Raw genomic sequence first — 17,628 nt, 5'->3', positions numbered from 1 at the left:
GTCACCCATGGCAACGCTTGAAATCCGCGACCTGCACGTCTCCGTCGAGGCCGACAACGCCACGAAGGAGATCCTCAAGGGCGTCGACCTGACCGTGAAACAGGGCGAGACCCACGCCATCATGGGCCCGAACGGGTCCGGCAAGTCCACCCTCGCCTACTCGCTCGCCGGTCACCCCAAGTACACGATCACGAGTGGCACGGTGACCCTGGACGGCGAGGACGTCCTGGAGATGTCCGTCGACGAGCGGGCCCGCGCCGGCCTGTTCCTCGCCATGCAGTACCCGGTCGAGATCCCCGGTGTCTCGGTCTCCAACTTCCTGCGCACCTCCGCCACCGCCATCCGCGGCGAGGCCCCCAAGCTGCGGACGTGGGTGAAGGAGGTCAAGGAGTCGATGGCCGGCCTCCAGATGGACCCCGCCTTCGCCGAGCGCAACGTCAACGAGGGCTTCTCCGGCGGTGAGAAGAAGCGCCACGAGATCCTTCAGCTGGAGCTCCTCAAGCCGAAGGTCGCCATCCTCGACGAGACCGACTCCGGCCTCGACGTCGACGCCCTGCGCGTCGTCTCCGAGGGCGTCAACCGGGTCCGTGAGGGCGGCGAGGTCGGCACCCTGCTGATCACGCACTACACGCGGATCCTCCGCTACATCAAGCCCGACTTCGTCCACGTCTTCGCCAACGGCCGCATCGCCGAGTCCGGTGGCGCCGAGCTCGCCGACAAGCTGGAGAACGAGGGCTACGAGGCATACGTGAAGGGTGGCCCCGTGAGCGGAGCGAACTCAGGAGGTACGGTCGCGTGACTGACGCCCGACAGGGGCTCTCCGGCCTCCTCGACACCGAGGCGATCCGCAAGGACTTCCCGATCCTGGACCGCACGGTCCACGACGGCAAGAAGATCGTGTACCTGGACAGCGCTGCGACCTCGCAGAAGCCGCGCCAGGTGCTCGACGCCCTCAGTGAGTACTACGAGCGGCACAACGCCAACGTCCACCGCGGTGTGTACACCATCGCGGAGGAGGCCACCGCGCTGTACGAAGGCGCCCGCGACAAGGTCGCCGCCTTCATCAACGCACCCAGCCGCAACGAGGTGATCTTCACCAAGAACGCCTCGGAGTCGCTCAACCTCGTCGCCAACATGCTCGGCTGGGCGGACGAGCCCTACCGGGTCGACAGCGACACCGAGATCGTCACCACCGAGATGGAGCACCACTCCAACATCGTGCCGTGGCAGCTGCTCTCGCAGCGCACCGGTGCGAAGCTGAAGTGGTTCGGCATCACGGACGACGGCCGGCTCGACCTGTCCAACATCGACGAGATCATCACGGAGAAGACGAAGATCGTCTCCTTCACCCTGGTCTCCAACATCATGGGCACGATCAACCCGGTCGAGAAGATCATTCGCCGTGCCCAGCAGGTCGGCGCGCTGGTCTGCATCGACGCCTCGCAGGCGGCCCCGCACATGGTGCTCGACGTGCAGGCGCTGCAGGCCGACTTCGTGGCCTTCACCGGCCACAAGATGGTCGGCCCGACGGGCATCGGCGTGCTCTGGGGACGGCAGGAGCTCCTGGAGGACCTGCCGCCGTTCCTCGGCGGTGGCGAGATGATCGAGACCGTGTCGATGCACTCCTCGACCTACGCCCCCGCTCCCCACAAGTTCGAGGCGGGCACGCCCCCGATCGCGCAGGCCGTCGGCCTGGGCGCGGCCGTGGACTACCTCACCTCGATCGGCATGGAGAACATCCACCGCCACGAGGAGGCCATCACCCGGTACGCGGTGCAGCGGCTCCTGGAGGTTCCCGACCTGCGGATCATCGGTCCGGCGACGGCCGAGGACCGCGGGGCGACGATCTCCTTCACGCTCGGCGACATCCACCCCCACGACGTGGGCCAGGTGCTCGACGAGCAGGGCATCGCCGTCCGGGTCGGACACCACTGCGCACGGCCCGTCTGCCTGCGGTACGGAATTCCTGCGACGACGCGAGCGTCGTTCTATCTGTACTCCACGCCCGCGGAGGTCGACGCCCTGGTGGACGGCCTGGAGCACGTGCGGAACTTTTTCGGTTAGATGGCAGAGCGGCTGAGGGTTGACTGGTGAAGCTTGATTCCATGTACCAGGAAGTGATCCTGGACCACTACAAGCACCCCCACGGGCGTGGCCTGCGGGACGGCGACGCCGAGGTGCACCACGTCAACCCGACGTGCGGCGACGAGATCACGCTCCGCGTGAAATACGACGGCGAGACCATCGCCGACGTCAGTTATGAGGGCCAGGGCTGCTCCATCAGCCAGGCGAGCGCCTCCGTACTCAACGAGCTGCTCGTGGGCAAGGAGCTGGGTGACGCGCAGAAGATCCAGGAGACCTTCCTGGAACTGATGCAGTCCAAGGGTCAGCTGGAGCCGGACGACGCGATGGAGGAGGTGCTGGAGGACGCGGTCGCGTTCGCCGGCGTCTCCAAGTATCCGGCCCGGGTCAAGTGCGCGCTGCTGAGCTGGATGGCGTGGAAGGACGCGACGGCGAAGGCGCTGTCCGAAGGGAAGACGGCATGAGCGAGAACGAGACTCTGACGGTCAAGCCGGCCTCCGAGGAGGAGGTCCGCGAGGCGCTGTACGACGTGGTCGACCCCGAGCTGGGCATCGACGTCGTCAACCTGGGCCTGATCTACGGCATCCACATCGACGACGCGAACATCGCGACGCTCGACATGACGCTGACGTCCGCGGCCTGCCCGCTGACCGACGTCATCGAGGACCAGGCGAAGTCCGCGACCGACGGCATCGTGAACGAGCTGCGGATCAACTGGGTCTGGATGCCCCCGTGGGGCCCCGACAAGATCACCGACGACGGCCGCGAGCAGCTTCGCGCGCTCGGCTTCAACGTCTGATCGGCTTCAACGTCTGATCCATGATGTCCAGGACGGCCCCCGGCGCCCGCCGGGGGCCGTCCTGTGTCGCACGGTCCCTTGGTGGAGTCCGCCACCGTCCCCGTCGACGGCCCCGCCGTGAGTGGCAACGGGCTGTGTCCGCCGGGCAGTCCGGCGGACACAGCCCGTTCGCATGGACCGACTCACCGTGGACACCCGTGAGCCCCGGCCCCCGCGCGGGGCTCACGGGAGGACGGTCAGAGGTGGGCGCCGCCGCCGTACGGAGGGGCGTCCGCCGGGGGTACGGCGGCGGCCTCGGCCAGGAGCGGGCCCAGGTTCTCCGTGCGGATCCGCCGGTCCACGTAGAGCAGGCCGATCACCAGCTGCGGGAACGTCGTCGAGATCACCTGGCTCACCAGCTGCCCGAGCAGGATGGCCACCAGATAGCCGCTGACCGCGACCACCACCGCCGCGGTGCTCGGGTCGTCACCCATCGACGTGGTGCCGATCATGCCGGGGAACATGCCGAGGATCGAGAACGGCATCTGGATGACATAGCCGCCCGCCGCGGCCATCGCCCCGGCCAGCAGCGTGATGCCGAAGATCCGCCACCAGTCGCCCCGCACCAGCTGGGAGGAGCGGCGCAGCGCGGCGACGGGACCCTGGCCCTCGAAGACCACGACCGTCGGAGCCAGGCAGAACTTTATCCAGAGCCAGGCCGCCAGCGGCGCGGTCAGCAGCAGGCCGAGCACGCCCAGTCCCATGGCGACGGCGGTGCCGCCACCGCCGTCCAGGGTTATGAGGCTGATGATCACCGCGAAGAAGGTGACCGTCAGCAGCACGATGGGCACGAGCGCGATCAGCGCCGTCAGGACCAGCGTGCCGATCACGGGGGTCACCCGTGACCACGCCCTGCGCCACACGGTGCCGAAGGAGACGGGCCTGCCGAGGACCGCCTCCTGGAGCACGGCGGGGACCGCCGCGTACATCAGCCCGGAGACGATCGCCATCGTGACGATGCCGAGCAGCAGCAGCACGGCGCCCGACACCACGAGCGGCACGATGTCGGAGGAGGCGGCCTCCTCCTCGTAGCTGAGCGAGGCCACCCGCTCCAGGTGGTCGGCCACGGCGGAGTACGCGACGGCGACCGCCGCCACCATGAGCAGCGCGGCGCCGCCGTAGAGCGCCGCGGCCATGCCGATCAGCTGCTTCCAGTACCTGCCCATCGTCGTGAACGCCCCGCCCAGCAGGTCGGCCAGCTTCAGCGGGGCGAGGGGTATCACCCCCGGCTTCGGTGCCGGAACCCAGCCGCCCCATCCCGGTGGCCCCCCGTAAGGACCGCCCCCGTACGGTGCGCCCCCGTAGGCGCCCCCGCCCCACCCTGCGTCCGTCACTGCCACTCCGTTGTTCATGTCGTCCGGTAGTCGTTCCGGTCCTGCGCCGGTCCGGACACCGTAGCGTCCCCCGGTGACCCCGAACCCTGCCCTGACCGGTCCGGATGCGGCCCCACGGCTTTGTGTACGGCCGTACGCAGCGTTGTGTACGCTCGTACGTATGGGATACGGACTGCTGGCCGCCGCCATAGCGGCCGAGGTGACCGCGACGACGGCCATGAAGTACAGCGAGGGCTTCACCCGGCTGTGGCCCTCGCTCGTCACCGTCGTGGGATATGTGCTGGCCTTCGCGCTGCTCGCCCAGACCCTCAAGACGCTCTCGATCGGCACCGCCTACGCGATCTGGGCCGGGGTGGGCACCGCGGCCGTCGCCGCGATCGGGATCGTCTGGATGGGAGAGTCCGCGGGCCCGGTCAAGCTGGCCGGCATCCTGCTGATCGTCGCGGGGGTCGTGGTCCTCAATCTGGGTGGGGCCCACTGATGGTCCGGCGGTACGACCCCGAGCGGCGCGAGCGGATCATCGAGGCGGCGATCCGCGTCGTCGGCGCCAAGGGCATCGCCGGGCTCAGCCACCGCACGGTGGCGGCCGAGGCCGATGTGCCGCTCGGCTCGACGACGTACCACTTCGCCTCGCTCGACGAGCTGCTGGTCGCCGCGCTGCGCCGGTGCAACGAGAGCTTCGCCGCGACGGTGCGGGAGAGCGCGTATCTCTCCGACCCAGGGGTCCCGCTCGCCGACGAGCTGACCCGGCTGCTGGGGGAGTGGTTCGCGGGCGGACGCGGTCCGATGGAGCTGGAGTACGAGCTGTATCTCGCGGCCCTGCGCCGCCCCGCCCTGAGGCCGGTCGCCGCCGAGTGGGCCGACGGTCTGGCCGAGCTGATCGCCCCGCGCTCCGACCCGGAGACCGCGCGGGCGCTCGTCGCCCTGATGGACGGGATCAGCCTCCAGGCGCTGCTCACCGGCGGCGACTTCGACGCGGAGTACGCCCGGCGGATGCTGGCCAGGGTCGCGGACGGCGGTCGCTGAGCCGGGGCCGGGGCGGCCCGAGGGCCGGGCGGTGGCGTCGCTGCCGGGCTGGGCCGGGCCGGGTCAGGAGGTGTCGCGGGCGGCGGTGTTGCTTGCCGAGCCGAGGGGAGCCGAGCCGGGCCGAGCCGAGCCGAGCCGAGCCAGCTCGGGTCAGGAGGCGTCGCGGCGTACGGCCTCCAGTGCGGCCCGTACGCTCGCCTCGATGTCCGTGACCGGATACAGCGCCTCGACGACGGTCCGGTTCCGGTCCACCACCAGGGTCAGCCGCTTCAGCCGGGTCACACCGCCCGCGCGGAAGGTCGGGAGCCGCAGAGCCGCCGTCAGCGCCAGCCCGGCGTCGGAGAGCAGCGGGAAGCGCAGCCCCTCCTTCTCTGCGAACGCCCGCTGCTCGTCGGGGCGTTGGGTGGACACCCCGTGCACGGTCGCGCCCGCGGCCGTGAACTCCGCCAACCGGTCGCGGTAGGTGCACGATTCGAGGGTGCAGCCGCTCGCGCCCGGGATCGAGGCCCACCCCGGCGGATAGGCGTCCCGGCGGGCGTACGCGCCGGGGAAGCAGTAAAGGACGGTGTGCGGGGTGCCGGCGACAGGGTCGCGCGATCCGCCTCCGTGGTCGAGGAGTTCCAGCTCCGGCAGCCTGGTGCCCACCAGGGCATGCACCCGTGCGGCCTCCCTGGAGTCCTCCGCGGTCGTCGCCATCGTCTCTCCCTCTCCCAGCACCCAGGCATCGCCCCAGTCCTGGAGGGCGATCAGCACCGGCAGCAGCGCGCGACCGCGCGGGGTGAGCCGGTACTCGTAGCGGACGGGGCGCTCCTGGTACGGCTGCCGTGACAGCACGCCCGAGTCCGTCAGCATGCGGAGCCGCTCGGTGAGCACCTTGCGGGAGACGCCCAGTTCCTGCTGGAGCGCGTCGAAGCGGTGCACCCCGCGCGCCGTGTCCCGGACGATCAGCAGGGTCCACCAGTCGCCCACGACATCGAGGGCCTGGGCGATCGCGCAGTCGGCGTCGGCCAGGCTGGTGCGCTGCGGCACGGTGTCCGCCTCCTTCTGCGTTGACCCGCGCATCTTAGGCTGCCATAGTCCGTTCCCAAAAGGAACTCACTCCTGGGGGGAACATGCTGCGGGGCGTGCCGAAGACGGTGCGGCTGCTGGCGTTCGGCGCTTTCCTCAACGCCGTCGTCAGCTTCACCTTCGTCTACCTCTTCGTCTATCTCACCGGGCCGCGCGGCCTGTCCGTCGCCCAGGCGGGCGTGATCAGCGGCATCGGCGGTGTCGGACTCGTCGCGGGGAACTTCACCGGCGGCTGGTTCGGCGACCGCTACGGCCACCGGCGGATGCTGCTGACCGGAGCCTGTGTCAGCGGGGCCGCCCTCGTGACGCTCCCTCTGCTCCCGTTGCCCGCCCTGTACGCCGTGCTGCCGCTCGCCCAGTACGCCTCGGGGGTCGTGCGCGCCGTCAACGCCGCACTCGTCGCGGTCTCGGTCCCCGAGGGCGGGCGCCGCCAGAGCTTCGCCCTCACCCGCTTCGCGTCCAACGGCGGCTTCACCGTAGGGCCGCCGCTCGGCGCGCTGATCGCCGCCCGCTTCTCGTACGACTGGCTCTTCCTCGCGGACGGGCTCGGCACCCTGCTCTTCGCCGCCTACGCCGCCGCGATCCTGCCGGCCCGCGGCACCGTCCACGCCGCGCCTTCGCACGACCCGGGCGCTCCCGGCCTCTGGAGCGAACTCCGCGCCAGGCCCGCCGTGCTGGTCCTGCTCGCCGCGATCGTCTGCGTCGACCTCGTCTACCGCCAGCAGTACTCCACCCTGCCCGTCTTCCTCGCCGACCACGGCTACAGCACCCAGTTCTACGGCTGGCTGATCGCGGTCAACGGGGGCGTCATCCTCCTGCTCGAACTCCCGGCCGCGCACCTGCTGCGCCGCAGGGCACCCCTGACCGTCGTCGGGGCCGGACTGCTCCTGGTGGGGCTCGGCTACGCGGTGCTGACACCCGGGGCGGGCGCGGTGTTCGCCGTCTCGATGATGGTGTCGCTGACCCTGGGCGAGATCCTCTACAAGACCACGGCCACCGCCTACGTCGCCGACGAGGCGCCCGCCCACGCGCAGGGCAGGTTCCAGAGCCTGTACGCGGGCGCCTCCATCAGTGGCCAGGTCCTCGCCCCGCCGCTGGGCGGCGCCGTGTACTCCGCGGCACCCGCGCTGCTCTGGCCCCTCTGCGCCGTCCTGGCGTGCGGCGCGGGGCTGGCGGTCCTCGCGGCGAGGCGGCCGGGTGAACCCTCCCGGACGCTGAGACCGGTTCGCCCGCGCGGTGCCCGGGCGGTTAGGTTTTGGTCATGACCGACACGACTTCCCAGGGTTCCGCCCGTACCACCGGCGCCGTCGCCGCCGGCCTCGCCACCATCGCCGGTGACGGCACCGTTCTCGACACCTGGTTCCCCGCCCCGGAGCTCGCCGCCGAGCCCGGCCCGGCCGGTACCCAGCGCCTCAGCTCAGAGGAGGCGGTGAACCGCCTCGGCGAGGGCGCCGCCCGCGCCATCGGGGTGGACGCCCGCCGCGGGGTGGAGATCGTCGCCGTGTCCACGGTCATCTCCTCGCTCGACGACAAGCCGCTCGACGCGCACGACACCTACCTGCGGCTGCACCTGCTCTCGCACCGGCTGGTCCAGCCCCACGGCCAGAACCTCGACGGCATCTTCGGCTTCCTCGCCAACGTCGCCTGGACCTCGCTGGGCCCGGTGGCCGTCGACGACCTGGAGAAGGTCCGGCTCAACGCCCGCGCCGAGGGCCTGCACCTCCAGGTCACCTCGGTGGACAAGTTCCCCCGGATGACCGACTACGTCGCACCCAAGGGCGTGCGCATCGCCGACGCCGACCGCGTCAGGCTCGGGGCGCACCTGGCCTCCGGCACCACCGTGATGCACGAGGGCTTCGTCAACTTCAACGCGGGTACCCTCGGCACCTCCATGGTCGAGGGCCGCATCTCCGCAGGCGTCGTCGTCGGCGACGGCTCCGACATCGGCGGCGGCGCGTCCACCATGGGCACGCTCTCCGGCGGCGGCAAGGAGCGCATCGTCATCGGGCAGCGCTGCCTCATCGGCGCCGAGGCCGGCATCGGCATCGCGCTCGGCGACGAGTGCGTCGTCGAGGCCGGGCTCTACGTCACGGCGGGCACCCGGGTCACCATGCCCGACGGACAGGTTGTCAAGGCGCGGGAACTCTCCGGTGCGTCGAACATCCTCTTCCGCCGCAACTCGGTCACCGGCGCCGTCGAGGCCCGTCCGAACAACGCGGTCTGGGACGGGCTGAACGACATCCTGCACAGCCACAACTAGTCCGTAGCGGCGAGGAGTTCCTCGTACAGCCCACGCAGCCCGTCGGTCGCCTCGCGGCCGGCGGGCTGCAGCGGTTCGCGGACCGGGCCCGCGTCGAGCAGCGCCTTCACGGTGACCGTGCCGGGCAGGCCGGAGGACATCATCGCCTCGACCAGGCCGACGGTGAGCCCGTTCAGGCGGGCGGCCTCCGCGGTGTCACCGGAGTCGAACGCGTCCAGGACGGCCCGCATCGGGCCCGGGGCCACATTGGCGACCGTACTGACATAGCCCGCCCCGCCCAGTGCGTACAGCGGGAGGTTCAGCTCCTCGCAGCCCGAGTAGTAGGCCAGTGAGGTCCGCGCCATCACCTTCGTCGCCGCGAGCAGGTCGTACGAGCAGTCCTTGACCGCCACGACGCGCGGGTGCTCCGCCAGGCGCAGGAGCGTGGCCGGTTCGATCCTCGTGCCCGTGCGGCCGGGGATGTCGTAGAGCATCAGCGGGATGCCGGTGGCCTCCGTGACCCGGAGGAAGTGTGCCTCCACGGCGGCCTGCGGGGGGCGGCTGTAGTACGGGGTCACCACCAGCAGCCCGTCGGCGCCCGCCTCCTCGGCCTCCCGCGCCAGCCGGACCGTGTGCCGGGTGTCGGAACTGCCGACGCCCGCGACGAGCGGCACCGCCCCGCCGACCGCCTCCCGTACGGCCCGCAGCAGCGCGGTCTTCTCCTCGTCCGTCGTGGTCGGCGACTCGCCCGTGGTGCCGCTGAGCACGAGGCCGTCGCAGCCGTCCGCGACGAGAGCGGAGGCATGGCGGCGGGCCGCGTCCAGGTCCAGGCCGCCCGAGGCGGTGAACGGCGTGATCATGGCGCAGAGGGCGCGGCCGAAGGGTCTGGCCGTATGGGATGTCATCTCCGCAGTCTCGGCGCCCGGTGGGCACGGGTCCACTTAGTTCTGCTTGGGGTGACGGGCAAGAGAAGCTGAACGATGGCGGAACGGTCTGGCATGATCGAACGGAAGGGCGACGGACCGTTCCAGGGGTGGGGCACACGGCATGCGCGTACGGACATCGATCTCGGCCGCCGTGCTCGCGGCGGCCACCCTGACGCTGTCCGGCTGCGCCGGCTTCCTCGTCCCCGCGGGTGAGGGGGAGCCGGCCCCGTCACCGAGCCCGGCCGCCACGACACGCCCGCCCTGGGTCGCGCCGGACCCGGACCCCGGATCCGCCGCCGACGCGCCCGCCCAGGGCGCGCCCACCCCCGCGCCGCCGGCCGAGGGCTGCCCCGCCTCCGGAGTGGTCGTCGGCATGGGGCCCGTGGAGACGGCGATGTTCCACCGCGCCGTCACCCTCACGCTCACCAACTGCGGGAAGAAGCCGTACCGCGTCGACGGCTACCCGTCCGTCCGTGCGCTGGGCGACGACGGTGAGCGCCTTCCCGTCCCCGTGAACGCGGGCGGCTCGATGTTCGGCAACGACCCGGGGCCGGAAGAGGTCATGCTCAAGCCCGGCGCGCAGGTCCGCTCGACGCTGGCCTGGGTCTCCACCAAGGAGGGCGGCGACCTGATCGAGGGCGACGCCCTGGAGATCGCCGCTGCCCCGGACACGGGGGCGCGGGTCTTCCCCCTGGAGGGCCACGACATACGGCTGATGGACGAGCTCAACACGACGGCCTGGAGCACGGGCACGACCGGATGACCACGTCCCCGCCCGAAGGGCAACTCCCCGGCGGACACGGGCGCGTGCCGGCTGTGGGGACCCCGGCACCCCACGGGAGGCGGGCCCGGGACCACCCGGGCGTGACCGGTGACGGCCACGGCCGCACCCCGGCGCCCACGGAGCGGCAGAAGCCGGCCCGGCGAGGCCCCGCCGCCGGCCGGCGGGAGAACCGGGCGGCAGGGGACGAAATGCGTCTACGCTGGGGCCGCGGCCGAGGACTTGTACGCCACCGGTCCGGCCCCGCACAACAGCCCGCGCACGCCCCGAGGAGAACCCCCTGATGTCCGCAGAGCGCCCCTCCCTGCCGCCGGTGCGGCTGCACTCCGAGGCCGAGCTGGCACGGGACGCGCTGGCCGCTCCGCTGCTCGTCCGCGCCGTACGTCTCGCCCGCTGGGCCGGGCCCACGACACGGGTGGGCGCCGGTGGCGAGCTCGTCGAGGCCCAACTCCCCGCGGCGGCCGAGCACCTGGGGCTCACCGCCGACGAGGACGGCGCGGCGCTGGCGAGTGAGGCCTGGCGCCTCGCGGTCGACACGGGGCTCGTGGACGTCGAGGACCCGCAGGACGAGGACGGCCTCGGTGAGACCGCGGGAGACGACGCCGAGGGTACCGCCACGGCCGGTGAGAACCTCGCCCTGCTGACCTCCGGGTCCCCGCAGGACGTCCTCGCGATCTGGCTCGACGGCCTCGACGCCGTGCACGCGGACGCCACCGCCCCGGCCTTCGACGACTTCGCCGACCTCATCGGCGAGGACGGCAGCGTCGACTTCGACGCGCTGGACTGGGACCCGGAGGCGGAGGCCGAGTTCCTCGACGGGGTGCTCGGCAACCTCTATCTGCTGACCGTCTCGGAGGCGGGCCCCGCCGACGCCCCGGTGCCGCTGCCGGCCCTCGCCGCGTCCATGGTGGTGCCCGAGGACATGGGCGAGCCCACCGACGACGTGCTGGAGCAGGTGTCGGAGGCCATGATGCGGCTGGACGACCAGTTCCGGGTCCTCGAACCCATCGGGATCGTCGAGTACCAGCCGGTGGACGAGGCGCTGCTGACCGAGGAGGGCGAGGAGGCCACGCCGCCCGCCGACGACGAGGACGTCACCCGCTACGGCATGGTGAAGCTGACGCTGCTGGGCCTCTACGGCATCCGGGAGCGGATGCTGGAGGCGGGGGTGGACGCACCCGCCGTCGGCGACCTCGCGGACAAGGGCGCCGACGCGCTCCTCGACGGCATCGCGCACTACCCCGAGGAGGCCGCCCGCTCCGAGGTCGGCCTGTGGCTCGCACAGCACGGAGCCGCGGGGGCCGAGCCCGCCGCCGCCGAACTCCTGGGCGCGGCACGCGGCGCCGACGAGCGCGCCCCGCTGCGCAGGCTCCACTGCCAGCAGGCGCTCGCCCTGGTGGGGCCCGAGGCCGAACCCGCCGTGCGCGCGGTGCTCGGCGACCCCGAACTCGGCGGTCTGGCACGGGTCTGGCTGGCCGAGCGCGGCGCGGCGGACGTGCCCGCGCCGCCGGAGTCGATGATCTTCTGGCTCGCCGTCGACACGATCGCCGCGCAGCTGGACGCCGACGGTGACCTGGACGAACTCCAGGAGCTGGTCGAGGGGCTCTCCGGCCAGCACAGCGGATTCTTCGACGAGGCCTGGCGGGTGGACCACCCCGCGACGGCCGACGTCCTGGAGGCGGTAGGCCGGCTGCACCGCGACCGGAAGATCGCCAAGGAAGCGCGCAAGGCCGCCTTCAAGGCCCGCTCGCGCACGAAGGGCTGAGCAGGGCAGGGGGGCTTTCCGGCCAGGCGCGACCTTCCGCGCCTGGCCGGAACCACGTCCGGCGGCAGCTTTTGTCCCCGAACGCCGGAGGGCTTGACCTGCGGGCCCGCTCGACGTCGTACGTCGTTCAACTGGTGTTGGTGCGGGGGAGGGAGCGTGATCACGCCAACCACCCGGCCACGCACCACCAGGAGTCCGCGATGTCAGTCACGCGCAGGGAATTCACCAGACAGTCCGCCCTCACCGGGGCCGGCATCGCCCTCACCGGTGCCGTCGGCGCACTGGCCACCGCCCCCGGCGCCCTCGCCGCCGAGGACGCCCGGCACGGGCACGACGGGCACCACGGCCATGACGGCAAGGGGCACGGCAAGGAGCTGGGCTACGGCCCGCTGATCCCCGACCCCGACGGCATCCTCGCGCTGCCCGCCGGATTCTCGTACCGCGTCCTCACCCACAGCGGTGTCACCAAGCTGGAGACCGGCGAGCCGACCCCCTCCAACCACGACGGCACCGCCGCCTTCGAGGGCCCCCGCGGTGTCACCCTCCTCGTCAACAACCACGAGCTGAGCGGCACCCGGGCCGGCTGGGAGTACCCCGTCCCGCTCACCGACGGCCTCGTCTACGACCCGGTCGCGGCCGGCGGCTGCACCGTCGTGGAGACCCGTCGCGACGGCCGCACCGCCGAGTGGGTCGGCATCGCGGGCACCTCCACCAACTGCGCGGGCGGCAGCACCCCGTGGGGCACCTGGCTCACCTGTGAGGAGACCGAGGACAAGGCCGGCAAGAACGGCCTCCTCAAGGACCACGGCTACGTCTTCGAGGTCGACCCCTACGACAAGCGGGCCAACCGGGACCCCCGCCCCATCAAGGCCTTCGGCCGCTACGCCCACGAGGCCGTCGTCATCGACCCCAAGCAGGGTCACGCCTACCTGACCGAGGACGCCTCCGGCCCCAACGGACTGCTCTACCGCTGGGTCCCGCCGAAGGGCTTCAAGCACGGCCGCGGCAAGCTGCGCACCCTCGCCGACGACGCCGGTGTCCTCCAGGCCACCAAGTGCTTCGACAAGAAGGGCGCGTTCGTCGACGACCTCTCCCGCGCCACCGAGATCGGCACCGTCTACGGCGTGGACTGGGTGGACGTCCCCGACCGTGACGCGAAGACCGTCTCCGTGCGCAAGCAGTTCGCGGACGGCCAGATCACCCGCGCCCGCAAGCTCGAAGGCATGTGGTGGGGCGACGGCGGCGCCTACTTCGTCTCCTCCTTCGCGCGCTCCGAGAGCCCCGTGGCGCACGACGGCCAGGTCTGGTTCTACGACCCCAAGCGCCGCACGATCACCCTGAAGGTCCTCCTCGGCGTCAACCCCGACCCCTCCGTGGACGGCGCCCTCGACGGCCCGGACAACATCACCGTCTCGCCCTACGGCGGCATCGTCATCTCCGAGGACGGCAACGGACTCCAGCACCTCTTCGGGGCGACCGACAGCGGCCGTACGTACCCGATCGCGCGCAACGAGCTGAACGACGGAACGGCGGAGGACCCCTCCTACAGCGAATTGACCGGGGTCACCTTCTCGCCGGACGGAAAGACGCTGTTCGCCAATATCCAGACGCCGGGCATCATGCTCGCCATCACGGGCCCGTGGAAGCGTCAGCCCGCCAAGTAGCGCGCGGGGTCGCCGCGTGGCGCGGGAGGGAAATTCCCTCGCACGCCGCGCGGTCGTCCTCGTAAAGTCAGGGCCATGCACCTCCCGGTGCGAAGGCAGCGGCTACTTCCTTTCCCGAACAGCGCCGCAGCCGTCCTGACCTCGGGAGGCACGAGCGCCGGGGTGCCCGGTGCGCAGGCGACGGATACTTCCTCATTCGAGGGTTGCGGGTTCGAGTCCCGCCCGGCTCCGGCCGGTAGCTCAATCGGGTAGAGCATCGACACAACCGTCACCGATTCCGATCTCGGGCACCCCTTTGCCGTGCTCTTCCCCATGAATTCGGGGGAATTCACCATGGCACGCTTCAACACCCGTTCCACGCGTCCCCGCGTGACCTCGCCCGTGCGGTCGACCGGGCACACCGCGCGCAATCACCAGGGCGCCGCCGGACATCTCCGGGAGGCGCGCTCCGAACTTTTTCTGCTCGCGGTCGCGAACTTCGTGTCGCAGGAGACCTTCTACGAGGGCGGCGAGGAGCGCGACACCCGGTTCGCCGCACTCGTGCGGACCCTCGCCGTCCAGGACCCGGAGTGGACGGCGGGACTGCTGGGCTGGCTGCGCCGCGAGGCGCGGATGCGCACGGCGTCGGTCGTCGGCGCCGCCGAGTACGTGAAGGCGCGGCTCGACGCCGGCGCGGTGGACGGCCCGTCCAACCGCCAGGTCGTGGACTCGGTGCTGCTGCGCCCGGACGAGCCCGGTGAAATGCTCGGCTACTGGACCTCGCGCTACGGCCGGGCCGTGCCCAAGCCGGTCAAGCGGGGCATGGCCGACGCGGTGCGCAGGCTCTACGGCGGCAAGGCGCTGCTGAAGTACGACACCGCGTCCAGGGGCTACCGCTTCGGTGACGTCCTCAACCTGGTGCACGCCGCTCCGGACCCCACCAAGCCCTGGCAGGGCGACCTCTTCCGCTACGCCCTGGACCGCAGGCACCACCCCGAGAACGCCGTGGTGCCCGAGTCGAACCGCACCCTCATCGCCCACCGGGAGCTGATGGACCTGCCGGTCGCCGAGCGGCGCGCGGTGGTGACCGGGCCCGGCGGCGCGGACCGGCTGGCCGCCGCGGGCATGACCTGGGAGGCACTGGCGGGCTTTCTCCAGGGTCCGATGGACGCCGCGGCCTGGGAGGCCGTGATCCCGTCCATGGGCGCGATGGCGCTCGTCCGCAACCTGCGGAACTTCGACGAGGCGGGGGTCTCGGACGAGGTCGCGGCGCAGGTGGCGGCACGGATCAGCGACCCGGAGGCGGTGGCGGCCTCGGGACAGTTCCCCTTCCGCTACCTCGCGGCGTACCGGCACGCGCCGTCGCTGCGGTGGGCCTACCCGCTGGAGCGGGCGCTCGGCCACTCGCTGGCACACGTTCCGGCGCTGCAGGGCCGCACCCTGATCCTCGTCGACCGCTCCGGCTCCATGTGGTCGCCGCTCTCGGACCGCTCCCAGCTGAACCGGGCCGACGCGGCGGCCGTCTTCGGCGCGGCCCTGGCGCTGCGGGCGGCCGACGCCGACCTGGTGGAGTTCGGGACGACCAGTGCGCCGGTGGCGTTCCGCTGGGGCGAGTCCGTGCTGAAGATCCTGGAGCGCTTCGGCGACCTGGGCGGCACCGACACGGTGCGGGCCGTACGCAAGCACTACCGCACACATGACCGGGTGCTCATCGTCGCCGACGAGCAGGCGTCGTTCACCCACTACGGCGACGCCACCGACGGCATCCCGCTCACCGTGCCCGTCTACACCTGGAACCTCGCCGGATACCGGGTCGGGCACGCCCCGTCGGGAAGCGAGAACCGCCACACCTTCGGGGGGCTTTCCGACGCGGCGTTCCGCATGGTGCCCTTGCTGGAAGCGGGCAGGAGCGCGGACTGGCCCTGGAACCGCTGATTACGAATGCGGTACTACTGCCCGCTCCGGAGCGGTCGGGCATGGCGTCGGGCGCTTACAGGGCGCATACTCGACCGTAATGAAACAGTCAGCCGGATCCCGGCGTCACCTGCCTTCCAGTCCCTTCAACCGCCCGGCCCAGGCGGCCCCACCGGTCGAATGCTTCGATGTGGGCGACAGGGTGTCGCACGACCAGTTCGGACTCGGACGAGTCCTTGCTGTCGAGGGCGACAACGACGCAGTGCTCATCGACTTCTCGGGGCGACAGGGGAGGATCCTGAGCCCGTACTCCAAGCTGACCAAGCTCTGAGAGAGCGGACGAGCACGCACCGCGTCCCACCGGAGACTCTCCGGATCCGGGGCACCTGAGGGGTATGGCCCCCATCGGGTGCCCCGGAAGCCGTTCCGGGGCCCGTGACGGCGTCAGAGGGCCTTCGCGGCGGGCTTCACCATGCCCCGGACGGTCCGCGACTTCACGAACTCGCCCATACCGGTCATCTCCCATTCGCCGGAGAACTGCTTGATCAGCTTGGCCATCATCACGCCCGTCTGCGGCTCCGCGCCGGTCAGGTCGAAGCGGACGAGCTCCTCGCCGGTGGTCGCGTCGATCAGCCGGCAGTAGGCCTTGGCGACCTCGGTGAACTTCTGGCCGGTGAAGGAGTTGACCGTGAAGACCAGGCCGGTGGCGTCCGCCGGGATGCGGCCGAGGTCCACGACGATCACCTCGTCGTCACCGGCGCCCTCGCCCGTGAGATTGTCGCCGGAGTGCTTGATCGCGCCGTTCAGGATGGAGAGCTTGCCGAAGTAGCAGCTGTCCAGGTGGTTGCGGTTGGGGCCGTAGGCGATGACCGAGGCGTCGAGGTCGATGTCCTTGCCGCGGAAGGCGGGCTCCCAGCCGAGGCCCATCTTGACCTGCGAGAGCAGCGGCTTGCCGCCCTTGACCAGCGACACCGTCTGGTTCTTCTGGAGGCTGACCCGGCCCTTGTCGAGGTTGATCTTGCCGGAGCCGGCGGGCGCGGGCGGGGCCGGGGGAGCGATCCGGGGGTCCACGGGTGCGGTGGCCGGGGGCGCCACGGGCGGTGCGAGGGGCGCCGCCGCCGGGGCGGGCGGGGCAGCCGCGGCCGGCTCCTCCACCGAGACGCCGAAGTCGGTGGCGATGCCCGCCAGGCCGTTCGCATAGCCCTGGCCGACGGCGCGGGCCTTCCAGGCGCCGTTGCGCAGGTAGATCTCGATGACCACCAGCGCCGTCTCGCCGCCCAGCTGCGGCGGGGTGAAGGTGGCGAGCGCGCTGCCGTCGTCCGCGTTGCGCACGGTCGCGGTGGGCTCCACGCCCTGGAAGGTCTGGCCCGCGGCGTCGGGGCTCGCCGTGACGACGATCTTCTCGATGCCCGGGGGAACCGCCGTGGTGTCCACCACGATCGCGTCGGGCGCGGACCCGCCGCCCGAGCGGTAGGTCACGCCGGGGCCCGAGGGCTGGTTGTAGAAGATGAAGTCGTCGTCGGAGCGCACCTTGCCGTCGGCGGTGAGCAGCAGGCCCGAGACGTCGAGCCGCACGGGGGCGGCGACGTCCACCGCCACGCGGGCGGCGGAGAGAGGGATGTTCGAGCCGGGTGTCATTGCGGTCATGCACGGGGTAACGAACGACCCGGCTTTGCCGTTCCCTTACCTTTCGTACCGTGCTCCGTACGGCTCAGCGCCCGCCGCGGGCCCGGTTGCGCGGGTGGTCGCGGGCGGCCCGCTCGTTGCCGTGCTTGTACGCGCCGGTCCAGCGCGCCATGACGAGCTGGGCGTCGCCCGACACCACCTCGGCCAGGAACTTCTCCGCCCGGCCGCCGCGCAGGGTGCCCGCGGGGCGGCCGTGGTGGGTGATGGTGACGCCCGCGTCGCCGTGCTGCTCGTACTGGAATCCGGAAGGTTTCGGCATGGCCGTATGGTGCCCGCCCCGCGCCGTCGCGTCGCGGCGTTTTCCGGGCCGGGCCCGGCCGGCGGCC

The 17,628-nt window shown here is 71.7% G+C and carries 17 protein-coding genes and 1 pseudogene; 13 read left to right on the top strand and 5 right to left on the bottom strand.

The genetic code is table 11. From position 1 onward, the window contains the following. Positions 1-7: 7 nt before the first annotated feature. Genes sufC through ACWCQM_RS29435 form a run of 4 tightly spaced genes read left to right on the top strand, consistent with a single transcriptional unit; the run spans position 8 to position 2,881 of the window. The gene (gene sufC / locus ACWCQM_RS29450) at positions 8-799 is read left to right on the top strand and encodes a Fe-S cluster assembly ATPase SufC (protein ID WP_450918136.1); all 792 of its coding nucleotides are present in this window, start codon (positions 8-10) and stop codon (positions 797-799) included. Then, on the top strand, positions 796-2,064 hold the full coding sequence (locus ACWCQM_RS29445) for a cysteine desulfurase (protein ID WP_450918135.1): 1,269 nt from the start codon (positions 796-798) through the stop codon (positions 2,062-2,064). Before sufC ends, ACWCQM_RS29445 begins: the two co-directional genes overlap by 4 nt. A 26-nt stretch (positions 2,065-2,090) precedes the next feature. Then, positions 2,091-2,546 (top strand): Fe-S cluster assembly sulfur transfer protein SufU, encoded by a 456-nt coding sequence (gene sufU / locus ACWCQM_RS29440; protein ID WP_073747839.1) that lies wholly within the window; start codon positions 2,091-2,093, stop codon positions 2,544-2,546. Further along, positions 2,543-2,881 (top strand): metal-sulfur cluster assembly factor, encoded by a 339-nt coding sequence (locus ACWCQM_RS29435; RefSeq protein ID WP_073747840.1) that lies wholly within the window; start codon positions 2,543-2,545, stop codon positions 2,879-2,881. The genes sufU and ACWCQM_RS29435 overlap by 4 nt, the downstream gene beginning before the upstream one ends. A 236-nt stretch (positions 2,882-3,117) precedes the next feature. On the opposite strand, the gene ACWCQM_RS29430 is transcribed toward ACWCQM_RS29435, so the two are convergent. Next, the gene (locus ACWCQM_RS29430) at positions 3,118-4,143 is read right to left on the bottom strand and encodes a hypothetical protein (protein WP_450918134.1); all 1,026 of its coding nucleotides are present in this window, start codon (positions 4,141-4,143) and stop codon (positions 3,118-3,120) included. Positions 4,144-4,414: 271 nt separating this feature from the next. Here ACWCQM_RS29430 and ACWCQM_RS29425 point away from each other — a divergent pair, with 271 nt between their 5' ends. Next, positions 4,415-4,735 carry a DMT family transporter gene (locus ACWCQM_RS29425; protein WP_267076365.1) on the top strand — a complete coding sequence of 107 codons (321 nt, stop codon included), beginning with the start codon at positions 4,415-4,417 and terminating at the stop codon, positions 4,733-4,735. Next, positions 4,735-5,280: a TetR/AcrR family transcriptional regulator gene (locus ACWCQM_RS29420; protein WP_450918133.1), complete on the top strand. Its 546-nt coding sequence runs from the start codon at positions 4,735-4,737 to the stop codon at positions 5,278-5,280. Before ACWCQM_RS29425 ends, ACWCQM_RS29420 begins: the two co-directional genes overlap by 1 nt. A 150-nt stretch (positions 5,281-5,430) precedes the next feature. Here ACWCQM_RS29420 and ACWCQM_RS29415 read toward each other — a convergent pair whose 3' ends face one another. After that, the gene (locus ACWCQM_RS29415; RefSeq protein ID WP_450918155.1) at positions 5,431-6,309 is read right to left on the bottom strand and encodes a winged helix-turn-helix transcriptional regulator; all 879 of its coding nucleotides are present in this window, start codon (positions 6,307-6,309) and stop codon (positions 5,431-5,433) included. Between the two features lie 83 nt (positions 6,310-6,392). Here ACWCQM_RS29415 and ACWCQM_RS29410 point away from each other — a divergent pair. Together ACWCQM_RS29410 and dapD are read left to right on the top strand one after the other, a co-directional pair. Next, a pseudogene (locus ACWCQM_RS29410) lies at positions 6,393-7,600 on the top strand (MFS transporter). A 9-nt stretch (positions 7,601-7,609) separates the two neighbouring features. Then, positions 7,610-8,608, top strand: coding sequence for a 2,3,4,5-tetrahydropyridine-2,6-dicarboxylate N-succinyltransferase (gene dapD / locus ACWCQM_RS29405; RefSeq protein ID WP_450918132.1), 999 nt, complete (start codon positions 7,610-7,612; stop codon positions 8,606-8,608). Here the strand turns inward: dapD and dapA are convergent. Then, complete coding sequence (gene dapA / locus ACWCQM_RS29400; protein ID WP_450918131.1) at positions 8,605-9,492, bottom strand: 4-hydroxy-tetrahydrodipicolinate synthase; 888 nt, start codon at positions 9,490-9,492, stop codon at positions 8,605-8,607. The two genes, dapD and dapA, sit on opposite strands and share 4 nt — an antisense overlap. 142 nt (positions 9,493-9,634) lie before the next feature. Here dapA and ACWCQM_RS29395 point away from each other — a divergent pair, with 142 nt between their 5' ends. The 5 genes from ACWCQM_RS29395 to ACWCQM_RS29375 all read left to right on the top strand — a co-directional run bounded on the left by ACWCQM_RS29395 (position 9,635) and on the right by ACWCQM_RS29375 (position 15,947). Then, positions 9,635-10,276 (top strand): DUF4232 domain-containing protein, encoded by a 642-nt coding sequence (locus ACWCQM_RS29395; protein ID WP_450918130.1) that lies wholly within the window; start codon positions 9,635-9,637, stop codon positions 10,274-10,276. 301 nt (positions 10,277-10,577) lie between these two features. After that, positions 10,578-12,059 carry a hypothetical protein gene (locus tag ACWCQM_RS29390; RefSeq protein ID WP_450918129.1) on the top strand — a complete coding sequence of 494 codons (1,482 nt, stop codon included), beginning with the start codon at positions 10,578-10,580 and terminating at the stop codon, positions 12,057-12,059. Between the two features lie 200 nt (positions 12,060-12,259). Then, positions 12,260-13,723, top strand: a complete 1,464-nt coding sequence (locus ACWCQM_RS29385) for an alkaline phosphatase PhoX (RefSeq protein ID WP_450918128.1) — start codon at positions 12,260-12,262, stop codon at positions 13,721-13,723. Positions 13,724-14,056: 333 nt separating this feature from the next. Further along, a complete protein-coding gene (locus ACWCQM_RS29380; RefSeq protein WP_450918127.1) occupies positions 14,057-15,637 on the top strand; it encodes a TROVE domain-containing protein in 1,581 nt (526 codons plus the stop codon). A gap of 79 nt (positions 15,638-15,716) precedes the next feature. Further along, complete coding sequence (locus tag ACWCQM_RS29375) at positions 15,717-15,947, top strand: hypothetical protein (protein WP_014156926.1); 231 nt, start codon at positions 15,717-15,719, stop codon at positions 15,945-15,947. Between the two features lie 113 nt (positions 15,948-16,060). Here the strand turns inward: ACWCQM_RS29375 and ACWCQM_RS29370 are convergent, their stop codons facing one another. Both ACWCQM_RS29370 and ACWCQM_RS29365 read right to left on the bottom strand, forming a co-directional pair. Then, positions 16,061-17,263, bottom strand: a complete 1,203-nt coding sequence (locus ACWCQM_RS29370) for a TerD family protein (RefSeq protein ID WP_450918126.1) — start codon at positions 17,261-17,263, stop codon at positions 16,061-16,063. Positions 17,264-17,327: 64 nt separating this feature from the next. Beyond that, the gene (locus tag ACWCQM_RS29365; protein WP_073747852.1) at positions 17,328-17,561 is read right to left on the bottom strand and encodes a hypothetical protein; all 234 of its coding nucleotides are present in this window, start codon (positions 17,559-17,561) and stop codon (positions 17,328-17,330) included. Positions 17,562-17,628: the final 67 nt, after the last annotated feature.

Source organism: Streptomyces sp. NPDC002125 (assembly GCF_053593715.1).
The sequence above is the reverse complement of the archived record's forward strand: the minus strand, read 5'-3'. Positions and strand labels throughout refer to the sequence as shown.